Raw genomic sequence first — 15,204 nt, 5'->3', positions numbered from 1 at the left:
ACCATGTGCAAGCGTTTGTCTCTCGATCTGAGCGACACTCGCATCCAAGAAAGCGCTTTCCAGATGTCCCGCCAAGACCTTGCGACGCAGCCGCGTCCCGCCCTGTTCACCATCACCTGGCCTCTGTTCTCCGAACTGCTGCTGGGCATCTTCGTGGGCCTCGTGGGCCTGTCCATGGCCTCGCGACACTCCGACACAGCCTCGGGTGCCTTCGCCCTGGCCAACCACGTCCAGGCGACTTTCTTTCTTTTGTTTCGCATCGTCAGCGTGGGTGTGAGCGTGGTCATCACGCAGAACCTGGGGGCGGGCAACCGGCTCGCGGCCGACCAGACGGCACGGGCCTCGCTGGGCGCGAGCACGTGGATGGGCGTGCTCACTGCCGCAGGTGTCGTTGCCGTGGCCGAACCCCTGCTGCGGCTGCTGAATGCGCCCGCGCCGGTGCTCGACATCGCCTTGCCTTACCTGCGCATCCTGGCGCTGGCCCTCGCGCTGGATGCGCTCAACGCGGCCATGTCCGCCGTCATGCGCGCCCACCTGCGCGCCCGCGAGGCGCTGCTCAACATGGTGGCGATGCACGGCCTGCACCTGGTGATCTGCTGGCCGCTGATGTTCGGCGTCGGCCCCCTGCCCGGGCTCGGCCTGCAGGGCTTCGCGCTGGCCATGGTCATCAGCCGCGCGTTCGGCGTGGCCTTCCACCTGGTGCTGTGGCGGTGGCGTCTGGAACTGGTACCACGCCGGGCCGACTGGTGGCACGTGCACTGGAAGCGGCTGTCGCCGGTGCTGCACATCGGCCTGCCCGGCGCGGCGGAGAACGTGGCCTACCGGCTCGCGCTGATGTACACCGTTGCGCTGGTGGCGGGCATGGGTGCGGCCGACCTCGCCACCCACAGCTACACGATGCAGATCATGTACTTCGTGCTGCTGTCGGGCCTGGCCATCGGCTTCGCCAGCGAGATCCTGGTGGGCCACATGATCGGCGCGGGCGCGCTGCACGAAGCCAACCAGCTGGTGCGGCGCAGCCTGGGCATCGGCATCGTGGTGTCCACCTCGCTGGCGGTGCTGGCAGCCCTGACGGCGCGCTGGACCATGCCGCTGTTCACCTCCGACCCGAAGATCATCCACACCGCGCAGACGCTGCTGTGGATCACCGTCGTGCTCGAACCGGGCCGCACCTTCAACCTGGTGGTGATCAACGCCTTGCGCGCCACGGGCGATGCCCGCTACCCGGTGGCCGCGGGCGTGCTCTCGATGATCTTCGTGATGGCCGGCGGCGCCTGGCTGCTGGGCGTGCACTGGGGGCTGGGCCTGGCGGGCGTGTGGTGGGCCTACACCGCCGACGAATGGCTGCGCGGCCTGCTGATGGCCGCGCGCTGGCACTGGCGCGGCTGGGTGCCGCACGCACGCCAGACGCATCGGCGCGTGTCGGCCAAGCGCCGGCAGCTGCTGGCGGCATCAAGCTGACAGCATCCTTTCATCGGATCGGGTTTTTCTTGCGGAATTTGACGTCGCGGTAAGACATCCGCAAGGCGCGGTTTGAAAAATCAGCAGCGTTCCGAGGGCTGCGCGGCGTGTGTTCCTACACCGCCCGGCGCCGCCCACCGGTGCAATGCAAGTCACCGTGTCCCGAGGAGGCCGACCCATGGACAAGTTGTCACCCGATGTCTGGATGAGCCGCTGCGCCCAACGCATTGTCCAAGTGGATCAAGGCATCGGCCTCGAAGAGGCCCACGAGATTGCGCGCGACCTGCATGCCTTCGAACGCACGGCAGAGATGGCGCCCGAAGAAGCGGTGGACTTCGCCGCCGCCCAGATCGCCCGTGGCCGCACCAGCTTCGAACGACGCACTGCGCCGCGCGACTGAGGGCGCAGCCCGCGTGGCGTGGAACCGGTTCGGTTCGTGGCCACGGCGAGTCGCCATCCTGGCCTTGCTGCTGGCCGGCATCGGCCTGTGGGTGACTCATCTTGAATCGGTGGATTGGCGCGGCATGGGCACGGCCCTGGCCGCCATGCCGCTCGACAGGCTGTGGTGGGCCACCGGCCTCACCGCCACCAGCTACCTCGCCTATTCCAGCATCGACCTGCTCGCGCGTCGCGTGACGGGCCACGCAGTGCGGGCCTCCAGCACCTTGCTCATCGGCTTCGTCAGCCACGCCTGCGCACTCAACCTCGGCCCGGCCGGCGCGGGGTTCCGCTTCCGGCTGTACATGTCGCACGGGGTCGATGCGGTCCGCGCCACCGCCATCTGGCTGTTCAACATCGCGACGAACTGGATCGGTTTCGCCGCTGTCGCAGGGACGGCACTGGCCGGCGGGTGGATCCACCTGCCGGACGACTGGGGCCTCATCACCCACGCATCACGGCTCGCCGGATTGGCGCTGCTGGGCAGCCTCATTGCGTACTTCGTGCTGTGCATGAAGGCCCACGGCCACGCCTGGTCGCTGTTCGGGCACCGCATCATGCTGCCCACGCCGTCCGTCGCCGCGATGCAATGCGCGCTGTCGTCTGCGAACTGGCTGCTGCTGGCGGGTGTGATCGCTGCCCTGCTGCCATCCGGCGTGCCCTTCAGCGCCGTCCTGGGTGCCCTGCTGGCGAGCGCCATCGCCCTGGCCGTGATCGACGTGCCGGCCGGCCTGGGCGTGACGGAGACGGTCTTCCTCGCCATGCTCGGATCGCTGGTGCCAGTGCATGAGCTGCTGGCCGCGCTGCTGGCCTACCGCGCCCTCTACTTCGGCGGCCCGCTGCTGCTGGCACTGGCGCTGTACGCCGGGATCGAATCACGCCGGCTGGTGAACCGCCGGGCCGCGGTGCACGGCGAGTGACAAGCCACGCGCGGGCCCGTCACTGCGGCAGCGAGAAGCGATAGCTCACACCCACGCCGATGGACGTCGACCTGAACTTGTACTTCTTCGGGTACACGCCCAGGCTGTCGAGCGACACCGCGCCACCCACCTGCCCGTAGAGCGCGAAGCGATCGCTCAGGCCCAGGTTCACACCCACCGACGGCCGGGCGATGAGGCCGTGGATGTTGGTGCCGACCAGCACCTGCGCAAAGGTCTGGAAGGTGTCGCCGGGTGAATACCGGCTCTGCACCCCGAGGCCAGTCAGCACCTCGCCATAGCCGGGGTAGCCGAGGTAGGGCCCATAGGCAATGCTGCCCTGGATGGGGATGTAGAGGTTGTCGCGAAGCAGGTTGTCGATCTGCACGGACAGGAGCTTGAGCTTGCCCTGGTCCCTGTCGCCGACCTGCGTGTTGAAGCCGGTCTGCAGGAAGGTGTGGAAGCGATGCCCCCGGTAGGACATCTCTCTGGCGGGACTGTCGCCAGGCGAGCCTCCATTCGGTGTGCCGTGATACACCAGCGAAGCACCCAAGGTGACGTTGCGGGACGACCCGCGCGGCGCGTAGAGATAACCGGCTGACAGCGCCAGGCCGAAGGTGTCGCTGAACCGGTATTCGGTCGACAGCTTCGGATAGATCAGCAAGCCAGGCCCGGTGTCGATTTTTTCTGGCGCGTAGCCGCCGGAGCCGACGGCCAGCTGGACATTGCTGCTCAGCCGGCTGGTGTGGACCTGCCGGTAGCCGACACCTCCAAAGACCTGGTTGTAGCCCGCCAGGCCGTGGTAGCCCACGCTGCCGCCGAACAGCAGGTAGGTATGCGGCGTCACGAAATGGTTGTACTGCGCGTCGACCAGGTTCACGACCTGCTTGCTCGTTCCCTTCGGATGGATCTGGATGATGTTGTCCAGCCCGAAGGACACCGTGTTGTTGACCGAAGGATCCGACGCGGCCGCGCCCGATGCCGGCGACGCCGAGACACTGCGGCCCGCATCCTCATACGGCCCCACGGCGTACGAGAACGGCGCCTGGACATAGAGGCCGAACTGGGACCCGTCGATCACCGAGCCGGTGAAGCGGATGCGCGAGTAGGTCAGCCCCACCGACAGGTCGCTGAACCGGTAGCCCAGCCCGACGTAGCCCTTGGTGAAACCGCCGGAGCCGGAAATGATCTTGCTCTGCTCGACGTTCTTGCCACCACCACCGCCGCCCAGCGAGAGACCCGCCGCAGCCGACAGGTTCCCGAACAGCCTGCGCTCGGCATGCACCGTGGCATCGAAGGCCATGAAGCCGCCATAGTCGCCCTTGAACAATGGCGCATGGCCACCGACGCCCACCGACAGCCAGTCGTTGAACTTGTTGAGGACGTGAAAGCCCACGAGGTCGATGGACGGATACCCCTCGACCTTGATGGCCTGGTAGTCCAGCATCACCACGCCGCTGGCGCCCTCGGCAAAGGCGGGCTTGCCCAGCACCATCGCGGCCACCAGAAGCGGTGCCTGGAGCGGTCCGAGCCGCCTGCCGTTGGTTGTTCGGTGATCCTTCTTGTGCCGGCCGGGGATGTGCATCCGGCGATTCTGCCCGCGCAGATCGGCGGGCCTGCCCGCCACCACATGGCATTCCTAGGGATTGAGTCCTTCCAGCGCGGCTCTCACGCTGCCGTGCGCTGCATCCAGCCGCGCCTGCGCCGCCACCACGTCGACCTGCTTGAGGATCGAGACGATCGCCACCTTCACCTGGTAGTTGCAGGCGGCCAACGCTTCGCGGGCCGCGTCCTCGCCGGCGCCGGTCGCGCGCATGGTCAAGCTCACCGCGCGCCGCAGCAGCTTGGCGTTGGTGGGCTGCAAGTCCACCATGAGGTTGCGATACACCTTGTTCAGCCGGACCATGATGGCGCTGGACAAGGTGTTGAGCGCGATCTTCTGCGCCGTGCCCGCCTTCAGCCGCGTGCTGCCGGAGATGACCTCGCTGCCGGTGTTGAGCGTGATGGCCACTTCGGCGCCCAGCGTGACCGGCGCCGCCGGGTTGTTGGCGATGCCGATGGTGAGCGCGCCCGCGGCGCGTGCCGCTTCCAGCGCGCCCAGCACGTAGGGCGTGGCGCCCGAGGCCGCCAGCAGGATGACCACGTCGCGCGCATCCACCTTGGCGGCTTCCAGGTCGACGCGCCCCTGCTCCAGGCTGTCCTCCGCGCCTTCGACCGCCTCGAACATCGCCTGGTGGCCGCCCGCGAGCAGGCCGATGGCGCGGTCCTTCGGCCACGAGAAGGTGGGGTACAGCTCCACGCTGTCGAGCACGCCCAGACGGCCCGAGGTCCCGGCGCCGACGTACACCAGCCGGCCACCCGCGGCGATGCGCGGCACCGCCGCCTGCACCGCGGCGGCGATGCGGTGTCGCGCGGCCTTGACCGCGTTCAGCGCATGGAACTGGTCATCGACGAAGGCGTCGACCAGGTCGGGCACGGCGTACTGGTCGAGGTCGGGGTGGCATTCGCTGGGCGTCTCGGTGCGCAGCGGCGACGCCGCAGGCTCGGCCGCAGCGGGCGCGGACGACCGGTTGGGGGCGGAAGTGGCGCTGGGACTCATCGCGTGCTTCACGGCCCCATCATCGCGAGCCGCGCCGGTGTGTGCAAGCGGCGGCGGGCGAATCCCTCGTGCTGCATCGCCCGCCGCGTGACGGATCACCGGCCGTCGTGGTCGGAGTCGCCCGGCACTGCCCGTTCCACCTTGTCGCTCAGGCGGTCCCAGGCGTCGCGCGTGGCTTCCCTGGCGTGTTCCCAGCTCAGGCGCGACTGGCCGCGCGCCTTGTCCCAGCCCTTGCCCAGTTCCGGCTCGACGACGTCGAAGCGCTGATTGCCGAACAGGTCGAAGCTCTGCAGCGCATAGCCGTAGGCCGGGCCGTAGTCTTCATAGGTCCAGGCGTTGGCGTAGTACGGACGGCTGCTGTAGGTCTCGCGCCAGAAGGCGTCCTCGGCAGTCGGGTCCACCAGCTCGGCGACGCCCTTGCCCGCCAGGCCGCCGGCCACGGCACCCACGGCCGCACCCACCAGCGTGCCGACCGGTCCGGCCACCGAGCCCACCGCTGCGCCCGCAGCGATACCGCCGGCCGCCGCGCCGATGCCGGTGCCCACCGGATGTGCGCCGGGCGCGCCGCTCAGCGGGTCGCGGTTCGCATCACGATCGGCGTTGCGTTCGACGACCTTGGGGTCGCCCTTGGCCTGAGGTTTGTCCTTGTTCATGCAATGCTCCTTGTCGGGTGGAAAGACACAGGACATTGCAGCGCAGCAAGGGGCACGAGCCCATCGGACGCCATCGCCGCGCAGCGTAGGACAAGCCCCGCAGCGCGGTTCGAGAGGGGGCAGGATCAGCGCAGGGTGTCAGGGGTCGCGGCGACGCCCGCGAAGATGGCCGATGCGACGATGCAGTCCAGCGAGCGATCGCCGGTGTGACGCTTCATGGCGACCGCCACGGCGGACTCGACCGGTGCGACGTCCAGCAGGGTCAGCCCCAACAGTGCCAGGGCCAGGGCAGCGACGAAGAGGCCACGAGACTTCGCCGGGGACATGCCGCCGTCGTCGTCATGCTCGAGCTTCGTGTTCATGCTCAACTCCCTTGACTGCTCGAATACAGCGTAGCCATCGTGACACAGCCTGCATATCCCTAGTGCATTCCCGAGGAACAATGCGGGCACCTTTACCTTCGGAAACGAGATGGTGGCTTCGCCGAAACCATGTAGGCTGCGCGGAACAACAAGCGACTGGCGGAGGAAGGCGGCGTGGAAGCACTGATCGAGATCGTGCTGGAGCTCTTCGGCGACGTGCTGCTGCAAGTCGTGCTGCAGGTGCTGGCCGAAGTAGGCGTTCATTCCTGGCGCGGGCTGCGCGATCCGGACGGGGAGCGTCCTCCTGCGAACCCGGTGCTGGCCACGTTGGGCTACCTGTTGTTCGGCACCATCGTGGGAGGCCTGAGCCTGTTTTTCAGGCCCGAGCTGCTCCTCGCGCCGGGCAAGCTGCGCTGGCTGAACCTCGTGGTCACACCGCTCATCTCTGGCCTGGTGATGATGGCCATGGGCGCATGGCGCCGGCGCCGCGACCAGCCGCTGGTGCGCATGGACCGCTTCGCCTACGGCTACACCTTCGCATTCGCCGCCAGCGCCGCGCGCTTCTTCGTCGCCGGCTGATCGGCGTTTCCAACGCGGCAATCTCCGAGATACCAGCACGGCATCTCAGGCATCTCGTGCCACGCTTGGCGCGCGGTGCAAGTTGTGAGAAAACGTCTCGGCGTTGCCCCGCAGCGTCCGAGGAGTTGCCATGAGGAGACTGATCCAAGGCCGTCCGCTTGGATGGGTGTGTGCTGCCCTGGCCGGCAGCCTGATGGCCGGATGCGCCACGCGCTCCGACCTCTCGACATCCAAGCCGGTGATCGCGCAGTCGTCGGCCCCGGCCCGATACGCCAGCACGGTCGACAATTACTTTGACCTCACCATGCCGGCGCAGGCGACGCCGCGCAAGCTGTACATCGGCACACCGGAGAAGTCGCGTTGCGCGCTCTTCGGCACCGGCGGCCGGCATGCGGGCTGGATGGTGCCGGTGATCTACGACACCACGCCCCCGGCGGCGCCTCCCAGCAGCACGCCGGGGCGGACCTCGAAGAACGCCAACGCGCTGCCGCAACCGCTGCATGTGAACACGAGCGGCACTGCGTCGGCCAACACCAGCACGTCGCCGATGTCGCTGAAGGAAGTGTCCATCACCGGCACGCGCTACTTCTTCTGGTTCAGCAGCGAGACGCTCGCCGCGGTCACGCGCCAGGCCGACAACTGCCCCTGACACCCGCGCGGACAAGCCCCGCCTCGGAGCAAGCTGCGCTCCTTCCCCGGGCTTGTCCCAAGCTCGTTTCCCCTCCCCGCTCGTGGCTCGCGCAGCCGTCGCTTTGACTCGCCAAGTCAGTGCGGCGCGCACCCTCGCGGCCTACAACCATGCCCTTGCGTGGTGCTGCCCACCCTCATGCAGTGCATCGACGCAATGTGCGCCTCCGACGCCGTGGACAGCGACTGGACCCCGTGCACACCTGTACCCGTGCGGCGGCTTCGGCCTTGGGGCCGAACCAGCCGTGTTCTTTGGTTGATGAATAGGGACAGAAACGATGAACGGTTTGTTTTTCCGTGGTGGCCGCTTCCTGTGCGCCCTCCTTGCGCTGTGCGCCGCGCTCTTCACAGCCGGCCCGGCACGTGCCGACACCTACACGCAGACGCGCTACCCGATCGTGCTGGTGCATGGCCTGTTCGGCTTCGACAACCTCGGGCCGGTCGAGTACTGGTACGGCATCCCGTCCGCGCTGCGCAGCGGCGGCGCCACGGTGTACATCACGCAGGAGTCGGCCGCCAATGCCAGCGAGGTTCGCGGCGAGCAGTTGCTGTCGGAGCTGCGTCGGCTGAAGGCAGCCTACGGGCACGCGAAGTTCAACCTCATCGGCCACAGCCATGGCGGGCAGACGGTGCGCTACGTCGCGGCCGTGGCACCCGACCTGGTGGCCTCCGTCACGACGGTGGGCTCGCCGCACCAGGGCAGCCCGGTGGCCGACAAGCTGCAGCGCGACTTGAACAACCTGGGGCTGACCGGCGTGGTCGCGTCCATCGCCAACGCGCTGGCCACGTTCGAGAGCTTCCTGTCGGGCCAGCCGCGCCTGCCGCAGGATTCGCTGGCTGCGTTGCTGTCGCTCAACAGCGCGGGCGCGGCGAGCTTCAACAGCCGCTTCCCGGCCGGAAAGCCGACGTCGTCGTGCGGGCAAGGTCCTGCCGTCGCGTCCAACGGCATCCGCTACTACTCGCTGGGCGGCACTTCGGTGCTCACCAACTTCCTCGACCCGTCCGACGTGCTGCTGGGCATCACCTCGCTGTATTTCAGCGGGGAGCAGAACGACGGCCTGGTGGGCCGCTGCTCGTCGCACTGGGGCACGGTGCTGCGCGACAACTATTCGTGGAACCACCTGGACGAGGTCAACCAGGCGCTGGGGCTGCGCGGGCTGTTCACCTCCGACCCGGTGGCGGTGCTGCGCGCACAGGCCAACCGCCTGAAGACGCTGGGACTGTGAATGGGCGCGCCGACACGATGGGTGACCGCCGTGGTCGGCGGCGCGCTGGCGGTCGCCGCATGGCTGTGGAGCGGGCTGAACGATGCGGATCTTGAGAGGCCTCAGGCCCTGGCGGGCGAAACGCCGAAGCATGCGGCGGCGCCTGCTGCTGGGCTCGCTGCACTGAGCACGGCTGCCTCGGCACCGCGTGGTCCCGAGGTGTTCGAGCGCTGGCTGGAGAACGAGAGCTCGCTGCGCGGCATCACGCTGGACGGTGCGTGGGATGTCGACAGCGAAGGCCGGCTGAAGCCCACCCTGGCCTTGCGGCGCCGCTTCGATCAACTCTTGAGCCTAGCGGGCGAAGCCACGGTGGATGAGATCGCCGCGTACATCGGGCACGATGTGAATCAGCTCGCCGGCTCGTCCGCTGCTGCGCAGGTGCAAGGCCTGTGGCAGCGCTACGTGGAGTTGCAGCAATACCGCTTCACCGTGCAGCCTGACATGCGCGACCGCGGCACCTGGGCCAACGCACTGGCCGAGCGGCAGCAGGTGCGCAGGCGCCTGCTGGGTGAGGTGGCGGCCAAGGCATTCTTCGCGGATGAAGAGGCCATGCTGCAGACCACCATCGCCGCGGCGCCCGGCGCGGCGGGCTTCCAGTCCATCGACAAGTCCACGCTCTCACCGCAGGCAGCGCAGCGGCTGTCGCAAGAGGAAGCTGCGTGGGCGGATTGGGAGCGGCGGCTGGCGGATGCGCGGCGGGAGCAGGCCAGCTTGTCGGCTCGGGTGGAACTGTCGCCGCAGCAGCGTGATGAAGCCTTGCTGCGATATGTGGGGCAGCGGTTCAATGCAAGCGAGATGGTGAGAGTGAAAGCCTTGCTTCAGCTGTGACCTGGAATCTTGTACCGTGGCGGCCTTGATGCCACACGCCGCGGGCCGCCGACAGCCATGTTTTGGAAGCGCAAGAAACCGACGGGGCCCCGCTCCGAGCCTCGTGATCACCACTACGCGTTCGCGCACGTCGTGCTGCGCGACGTCTGTGCATCGGACCCGTTGCAGCTCTTTGCCATCGTGGCTTCTCCGGAGCAGGAACGCTTCATCGCCTGGCTTTGGGAACTCACCGAGAAGCGCGTAGGCAAACCCATCGCCGAACTGGATCCGAAGACTCTGGCAGTGACGACCTGCCGGATCGGCGAGCACCCGGCCATCATCGTCAGGATGCCCGCGCCCGAGGCCGTGGCTGAAGCCCACCTCGTGGGCCTGCTACTCACCAGCGTGCCGGAAAGCGCCAGCGAAGCACCGGCCAGCGTCGCATTCCGCTACTTCACGCTTGAACACGGCGTCAACATGGACGGCTCGGCAAGGACCGTGCTGTGCGAGTGGGCAGACGGTGTCCATCGCAACTTCGGCGAAGGGCCTGAAGCCACCGAGTCGGCCTTCATCGAGGCCTTGGCTGGCAAGCTCTGATTCGGCCGTACTGTCAAACAGTGCGTTCGCAGCCGCCCAGCACCTGGCGCAGCCCGCGAACGAAGCGCTCCACCTGCTGGTCGCCCTTGTCCAGCCCGCGGGGATAGCTGATGCGCAGCTTGATGAAGTTGTTCCTGTAGGCGGTGAGGTAGGTGAACGACGACATCGCGTTCGCCTCGTCGAGCTCCATCTCGTAACCTTGCCAGATGAACTGCGGGCCGCAGCCGGCATAGGCCGTCACCGCCTCGCTGCCGCGGTTGAACTTGACCGCGCGCACCTTGCCCAGGGCTTCCATCTGCTTGACCTCGCTGATCACCTGGGCGAAATGGCGACGCACCACCGCCGCGTCCACGCCAGAGGGGATGTTGCCCAGGCCACCGTTGTAGATGTAGATGGAGCCGACCACCGGTCCGTCCATGCTGTAGCGCAGGTTGACGCCCAGGCCGCGCTGCGGGAATTCGTGGCGCTCGCCATAGGTGAAGTCTGCGATCTTGTCGGGGAACTGGACCTCGATGGCGTTTTCGTAGGGGCCAGCCCAGGCCAGCATGGGCACCAGGGCAATGAGGGCAAGCAGTCGGCGCATGAGGAGTGTGTGCAATGGACGCCTGGCATCCTATCCAGCCCAGCGCCTCGCCGCAAACCCATCGGGGCGCGCCACGCGCGCAAGGCCGTGTCGATTTCACGCCGGCCCGTTCGTCGTATGGTTGATGCCTCACGGCGTCGAACAGCCCGGCGACATCCGCCTTTTTTGCCCTACGGAGACCTTCCATGTCCAAACTCAGAGTCAACGCCTTCAGCCTGTCCGTCGACGGCTTCGGCGCCGGCCCGAACCAGAGCCTCGAGAACCCGCTGGGGGTGGGCGGCCCTCAATTGCATCAGTGGGCGTTCCACACCAAGACCTTCAGGGCGATGTTCGGCGAAGAAGGCGGATCGACCGATGTCGACGAAGACTTCGCCCGCCGCAGCTTCGAGAACGTGGGCGCATGGATACTCGGCCGGAACATGTTCGGCCCCGTGCGTGGGCCCTGGCCGGACGATCAATGGAAAGGCTGGTGGGGCACCAACCCGCCCTACCACGTGCCGGTGTTCGTGCTGACGCACCACCCGCGCGCTTCCATCGAGATGGAAGGCGGCACGGTCTTCCACTTCGTCACCGATGGCATCCACGCCGCGCTGGAACGCGCGAAGACCGCGGCCAAGGGGCTGGACGTGCGCGTGGGTGGCGGGCCGGACACGATCCGCCAGTACCTGCGCGCCGGGCTGGTGGATGAGATGCACCTGGCCATTGCACCTGCCCTCCTCGGCCAGGGCGAGCCGCTGCTGGCAGGCATCGACCTGCCGGCCCTGGGCTTCGAGTGCACCGAACAGGCCGCCACGGCGCATGCCATGCACGTGGTGCTCGCGAAGAAGGCCAAGGCCTGACGATCCTCACCTCACACCATCGAAAGGAACCGACATGACCCAAGCCATCGCCTACCTCGCCTTCGACGGCAACTGCGCCGATGCCATGCGCTTCTACGAGCGCGCACTGGGCGGCAAGCTCGAAGTGCTGATGAGCGGCGCCGAATCACCCATGGCCGACCAGATGCCCAAGGAGTTCGCCCACCGCATCCTTCATGCGCGACTGGTGCTCAAGGGCGGCGGCACACTGTTCGCCGGCGATGCGCCGGCACACGTGCCCTACGAGGGCATCAAGGGCGTGTCCATCGCGGTGGACTACGAGACGGTCGAGGAAGCCGAGAAGGTCTTCAACACGTTGGCCGATGGCGGCCAGGTGACCATGCCCATGCAGCCTGCGTTCTGGGCAAAGAAGTGGGGCATGCTGGTGGACAAGTTCGGCACGCCGTGGATCGTCAACGGCGCGCCGATTCCGGTGAACTGAAGGCGCTCAGTCGAAGGCCACGTCGGCCGCGGCGGACAGGTTCACCCGCTTGTCCCCGCAGCCGAAGCCGTTGAGCGTGGCGTTCTCGTGCGCGGAGATCTGCGCGGCGCTGAGCACGGCGTTGTCGAAGGTGGAGTGCGCATCGGACACCAGCGTCACGTCGTAGCCGTGCTGCACGGCACTGCGCACGGTGGAGTCCACGCAGTACTCGCTTTGCAGGCCGCAGGCCACCACGCGCTTCACGCCGCGCTCGCGCAGCAGCGCATGCAGGTTGGTGTCGTGGAAGGAGCTGCTGGTGCGTTTGCGCACGCGCAGGTCGGCCGCCTGCACGTTCAGGCCCGTCGCCAGTTGCCAGCCGGGGGAATCGAGCCGCAAGGGGCCGTCGTCCTCGTCGTGCTGGATGAACACCACCGGCACGCCGGCCGCGCGGGCCTTGGCCGACACGGTGTTGATGCGCTCGATGACGCGCTCGGCGTCGTGGGCCACGTACTCGCCCGCGCACATGCCGTGCTGGACGTCGATGATGAGCAGTGCGGAAGTCATCGGCGGATTGTGCATCCGCCGTCAGGGCAACTCCGTATATCCCCGGACAAGCCGTCCGACCGTGTGCCCCATGAAGCTCCTGCTCAAGTTCAACCTCGTGTTCCTCGCCGTGTTCCTGAGCGGGCTGACGGTGTCGGCGCTGATCGCACGCAACCTGCTGCAGCGCGACGCGCAAGATGAAGTGCTGGACCGTGCCCGGCTGCTGATGGAAAAGGCCAGCGTGGTCAGCACCTACACCGCCACGCAGATCGCACCGCTGCTGAAGGACCGCATGGAGCAGGAATTCCTGCCGCAGTCGGTGCCCTCGTACTCGTCGATGGAGATCCTGCACGCGCTGCGCGGCAAGTATCCCGATTACGGCTACAAGCCCGCGATGCTCAACCCCACCAACCCGCGCGACCGCGCGGTGGACTGGGAAGCCGACGTGATCCAGCAGTTCCGCAAGCAGGCCGAGCGCACGGAGTTCGTCGGCCAGCGTGACACGCCTGCGGGCCGCATGCTGTACATCGCACGGCCCATCGTCATCACCAACGGAGCCTGCCTGAGCTGCCACAGCACGGTGGATGCTGCACCGCATTCGCTCATCGCCAAGTACGGCCCCAACAACGGCTTCGGCTGGGTGATGAACGAACCCATCGGCGCGCAGGTGGTGTCGGTGCCGATGTCCGTGCCGCTGCAGCGCGCCGACCGCGCGCTGGCCACGGTGATCGGCCTGCTGAGCATCGTGTTCGTGCTGATCGGCGCGGCGCTGAACCTGCTCTTGTGGAAGCTGGTGATCCAGCCGGTGCGTGAGCTCTCCGCGCTGTCGGACCGCGTGAGCCTGGGCGAGCTGGACGCGCCTGCGTTCACGTTCCGCTCCAGGGATGAGATCGGCGTGCTGGCCGGCTCATTCACCCGCATGCGCAAGAGCCTGGTGCATGCGATGAAGCTGCTGGATGCCTGAGTCCGCCATGAAGCAGCATCCATCCCAGCTCGGCAAGTACCCGATCACCGGCGTGCTCGGCGAAGGTGCCATGGGCGTGGTCTACCAGGGCGTGGATCCCGTCATCGGCCGCGCGGTGGCCATCAAGACCATCCACCGGCAGCTCGTCGTCGGCGACGACGACAGTGCGTCGTCCTACGCCGGACGCTTCCGCAACGAGGCACAGGCGGTGGGACGGCTGTCGCACCCGGGCATCGTGCAGATCTACGAGTACGGCGAAGACGGTGACGTGGCCTTCATCGCAATGGAGTTCGTGCAGGGGCGCACCTTGTCGCAGCTGCTGGCGTCCACCGCCTTGCCGCAGGAAGCGACCATCGTGCGGGTGATGTCGCAGTTGCTGGACGCGCTGGACTGCGCGCACCGCGCCGGCGTATGGCACCGCGACGTGAAGCCGGCCAACATCATCATCACCGACGCGGGCCAGCTCAAGCTCACCGACTTCGGCATCGCGCGCATCGAGGCGCAGGCCCTCACGCGTCTCACCTCGGTCGTGGGCACGCCCGGCTACATCGCACCGGAGCAGTACACCGGCCACGCGCTGGACCACCGCATCGACATCTTCGCCGCGGGCGTGCTGCTGTACCGCATGCTCACTGGCAACTCGCCGTTCAGCGGCACGCCGGAAGCGTCGATGTACAAGACCGTGAACGAAGACCCGCTGGCGCCCAGCCAGGCCACGGGCGGCAAGCGCAGCGCGGCCTTCGATGCAGTCGTGGCCAGGGCCCTGGCCAAGAAGCCGCAGGACCGGTTCGCCGATGCGGCGGATTTCCGCCGTGCCTTGCTGGAGGCCGGACAGGGCACATCCACCGAGTCCGCGCCGCTGACGCAGACCCTGCCGCTGGCCGACGCCCGCACCCTGCCCACCTCGCCCAGCGGCGGCTTGCTGCGGCAAGCGGGAACGATCGGCGGTTGGGATGTGAGTGCGCTCGCGCCCATCGAACTGGCGCTGGCCAGCCTGCTGGGCCCGATGGCCAAGCTGCTGGTGCGCCAGGCCGCGCAGACCAGCAGCGACCTGCCCACGCTGACGCGGCGCGTCGCCGAACACATCGCCGACCCCGCCGAGCGCGCGGACTTCGTGCGACGCGTGTCGGCCTCGTCGCGCATGGCCGCCGGCGCAGTGACGACGCCACCGACACCCACGCCGCTCACCGACCCGGGTGGCCCCTTGCCCAGTGCGGTCATCGGCCACGCGCTGAAGGTGCTCACCAGCCACATCGGACCGATCGCGCGCATCGTGGTCAAGGGTGCGGCCGGCAAGGCGCGCAGCGTGCCGCAGTTCTACACGCTGCTGGCCGAAGAGATGGCCGACAGCGTGGACAGCTGCAAGCTGATGAAGCAGCTCATGGCGGTGATGGGCTGAGCACGACCTGACCTGGAAAGAGATCGCAAGAGACATCGCGTCACTCTGTTAAGCGACTCCACCGTCAACGAC

18 protein-coding genes are annotated in these 15,204 nt (G+C 67.6%); 12 read left to right on the top strand and 6 right to left on the bottom strand.

Annotation, left to right across the window (positions count from 1 at the left end; all coding sequences use genetic code 11):
* The first annotated feature begins 63 nt into the window (after positions 1–63).
* From DZC73_RS28605 to DZC73_RS28600, 3 genes are all read left to right on the top strand, one after another.
* On the top strand, positions 64–1,461 hold the full coding sequence (locus tag DZC73_RS28605; RefSeq protein WP_124543801.1) for an MATE family efflux transporter: 1,398 nt from the start codon (positions 64–66) through the stop codon (positions 1,459–1,461).
* A 178-nt stretch (positions 1,462–1,639) separates the two neighbouring features.
* A complete protein-coding gene (locus DZC73_RS29875; protein ID WP_161974795.1) occupies positions 1,640–1,861 on the top strand; it encodes a hypothetical protein in 222 nt (73 codons plus the stop codon).
* Positions 1,818–2,819 carry a lysylphosphatidylglycerol synthase transmembrane domain-containing protein gene (locus tag DZC73_RS28600; RefSeq protein WP_161974794.1) on the top strand — a complete coding sequence of 334 codons (1,002 nt, stop codon included), beginning with the start codon at positions 1,818–1,820 and terminating at the stop codon, positions 2,817–2,819. Before DZC73_RS29875 ends, DZC73_RS28600 begins: the two co-directional genes overlap by 44 nt.
* A gap of 19 nt (positions 2,820–2,838) precedes the next feature.
* On the opposite strand, the gene DZC73_RS28595 is transcribed toward DZC73_RS28600, so the two are convergent.
* From DZC73_RS28595 to DZC73_RS28580, 4 genes are all read right to left on the bottom strand, one after another.
* Positions 2,839–4,401, bottom strand: coding sequence for a porin family protein (locus tag DZC73_RS28595; protein ID WP_124543799.1), 1,563 nt, complete (start codon positions 4,399–4,401; stop codon positions 2,839–2,841).
* A 54-nt stretch (positions 4,402–4,455) separates the two neighbouring features.
* Complete coding sequence (gene murQ, locus DZC73_RS28590; protein WP_124543798.1) at positions 4,456–5,415, bottom strand: N-acetylmuramic acid 6-phosphate etherase; 960 nt, start codon at positions 5,413–5,415, stop codon at positions 4,456–4,458.
* 95 nt (positions 5,416–5,510) lie between these two features.
* Complete coding sequence (locus DZC73_RS28585) at positions 5,511–6,068, bottom strand: hypothetical protein (RefSeq protein WP_124543797.1); 558 nt, start codon at positions 6,066–6,068, stop codon at positions 5,511–5,513.
* A gap of 125 nt (positions 6,069–6,193) precedes the next feature.
* Positions 6,194–6,430, bottom strand: coding sequence for a hypothetical protein (locus DZC73_RS28580; protein ID WP_124543796.1), 237 nt, complete (start codon positions 6,428–6,430; stop codon positions 6,194–6,196).
* Between the two features lie 174 nt (positions 6,431–6,604).
* On the opposite strand from DZC73_RS28580, the gene DZC73_RS28575 reads away from it, so the two are divergent.
* From DZC73_RS28575 to DZC73_RS28555, 5 genes are all read left to right on the top strand, one after another.
* Positions 6,605–7,009: a hypothetical protein gene (locus DZC73_RS28575; protein ID WP_235835324.1), complete on the top strand. Its 405-nt coding sequence runs from the start codon at positions 6,605–6,607 to the stop codon at positions 7,007–7,009.
* Between the two features lie 130 nt (positions 7,010–7,139).
* Positions 7,140–7,658, top strand: a complete 519-nt coding sequence (locus DZC73_RS28570) for a hypothetical protein (protein ID WP_124543795.1) — start codon at positions 7,140–7,142, stop codon at positions 7,656–7,658.
* 316 nt (positions 7,659–7,974) lie between these two features.
* A complete protein-coding gene (locus tag DZC73_RS28565; RefSeq protein WP_124543794.1) occupies positions 7,975–8,922 on the top strand; it encodes a lipase family alpha/beta hydrolase in 948 nt (315 codons plus the stop codon).
* Positions 8,923–9,789, top strand: coding sequence for a lipase secretion chaperone (locus tag DZC73_RS28560; protein WP_161974793.1), 867 nt, complete (start codon positions 8,923–8,925; stop codon positions 9,787–9,789).
* Positions 9,790–9,798: 9 nt separating this feature from the next.
* Complete coding sequence (locus tag DZC73_RS28555; RefSeq protein WP_124543792.1) at positions 9,799–10,365, top strand: hypothetical protein; 567 nt, start codon at positions 9,799–9,801, stop codon at positions 10,363–10,365.
* Positions 10,366–10,378: 13 nt separating this feature from the next.
* On the opposite strand, the gene DZC73_RS28550 is transcribed toward DZC73_RS28555, so the two are convergent.
* Complete coding sequence (locus DZC73_RS28550) at positions 10,379–10,948, bottom strand: hypothetical protein (RefSeq protein WP_124543791.1); 570 nt, start codon at positions 10,946–10,948, stop codon at positions 10,379–10,381.
* 185 nt (positions 10,949–11,133) lie between these two features.
* Here DZC73_RS28550 and DZC73_RS28545 point away from each other — a divergent pair, with 185 nt between their 5' ends.
* Together DZC73_RS28545 and DZC73_RS28540 are read left to right on the top strand one after the other, a co-directional pair.
* Positions 11,134–11,787 (top strand): dihydrofolate reductase family protein, encoded by a 654-nt coding sequence (locus DZC73_RS28545; protein ID WP_124543790.1) that lies wholly within the window; start codon positions 11,134–11,136, stop codon positions 11,785–11,787.
* A gap of 34 nt (positions 11,788–11,821) precedes the next feature.
* Positions 11,822–12,247, top strand: a complete 426-nt coding sequence (locus DZC73_RS28540; protein ID WP_124543789.1) for a VOC family protein — start codon at positions 11,822–11,824, stop codon at positions 12,245–12,247.
* Between the two features lie 6 nt (positions 12,248–12,253).
* Here DZC73_RS28540 and DZC73_RS28535 read toward each other — a convergent pair whose 3' ends face one another.
* Complete coding sequence (locus tag DZC73_RS28535; RefSeq protein ID WP_124543788.1) at positions 12,254–12,790, bottom strand: cysteine hydrolase family protein; 537 nt, start codon at positions 12,788–12,790, stop codon at positions 12,254–12,256.
* Between the two features lie 70 nt (positions 12,791–12,860).
* Here DZC73_RS28535 and DZC73_RS28530 point away from each other — a divergent pair, with 70 nt between their 5' ends.
* Complete coding sequence (locus DZC73_RS28530; protein WP_124543787.1) at positions 12,861–13,733, top strand: Tll0287-like domain-containing protein; 873 nt, start codon at positions 12,861–12,863, stop codon at positions 13,731–13,733.
* Positions 13,726–15,132 (top strand): serine/threonine-protein kinase, encoded by a 1,407-nt coding sequence (locus tag DZC73_RS28525; protein WP_124543786.1) that lies wholly within the window; start codon positions 13,726–13,728, stop codon positions 15,130–15,132. Before DZC73_RS28530 ends, DZC73_RS28525 begins: the two co-directional genes overlap by 8 nt.
* The last annotated feature ends 72 nt before the right edge of the window (positions 15,133–15,204 follow it).

Origin of the sequence: Rhizobacter terrae (assembly GCF_003852895.1) — a bacterium.
Taxonomy (GTDB): domain Bacteria; phylum Pseudomonadota; class Gammaproteobacteria; order Burkholderiales; family Burkholderiaceae_C; genus Albitalea; species Albitalea terrae.
This window is presented reverse-complemented; position numbering and strand designations above follow the sequence as displayed.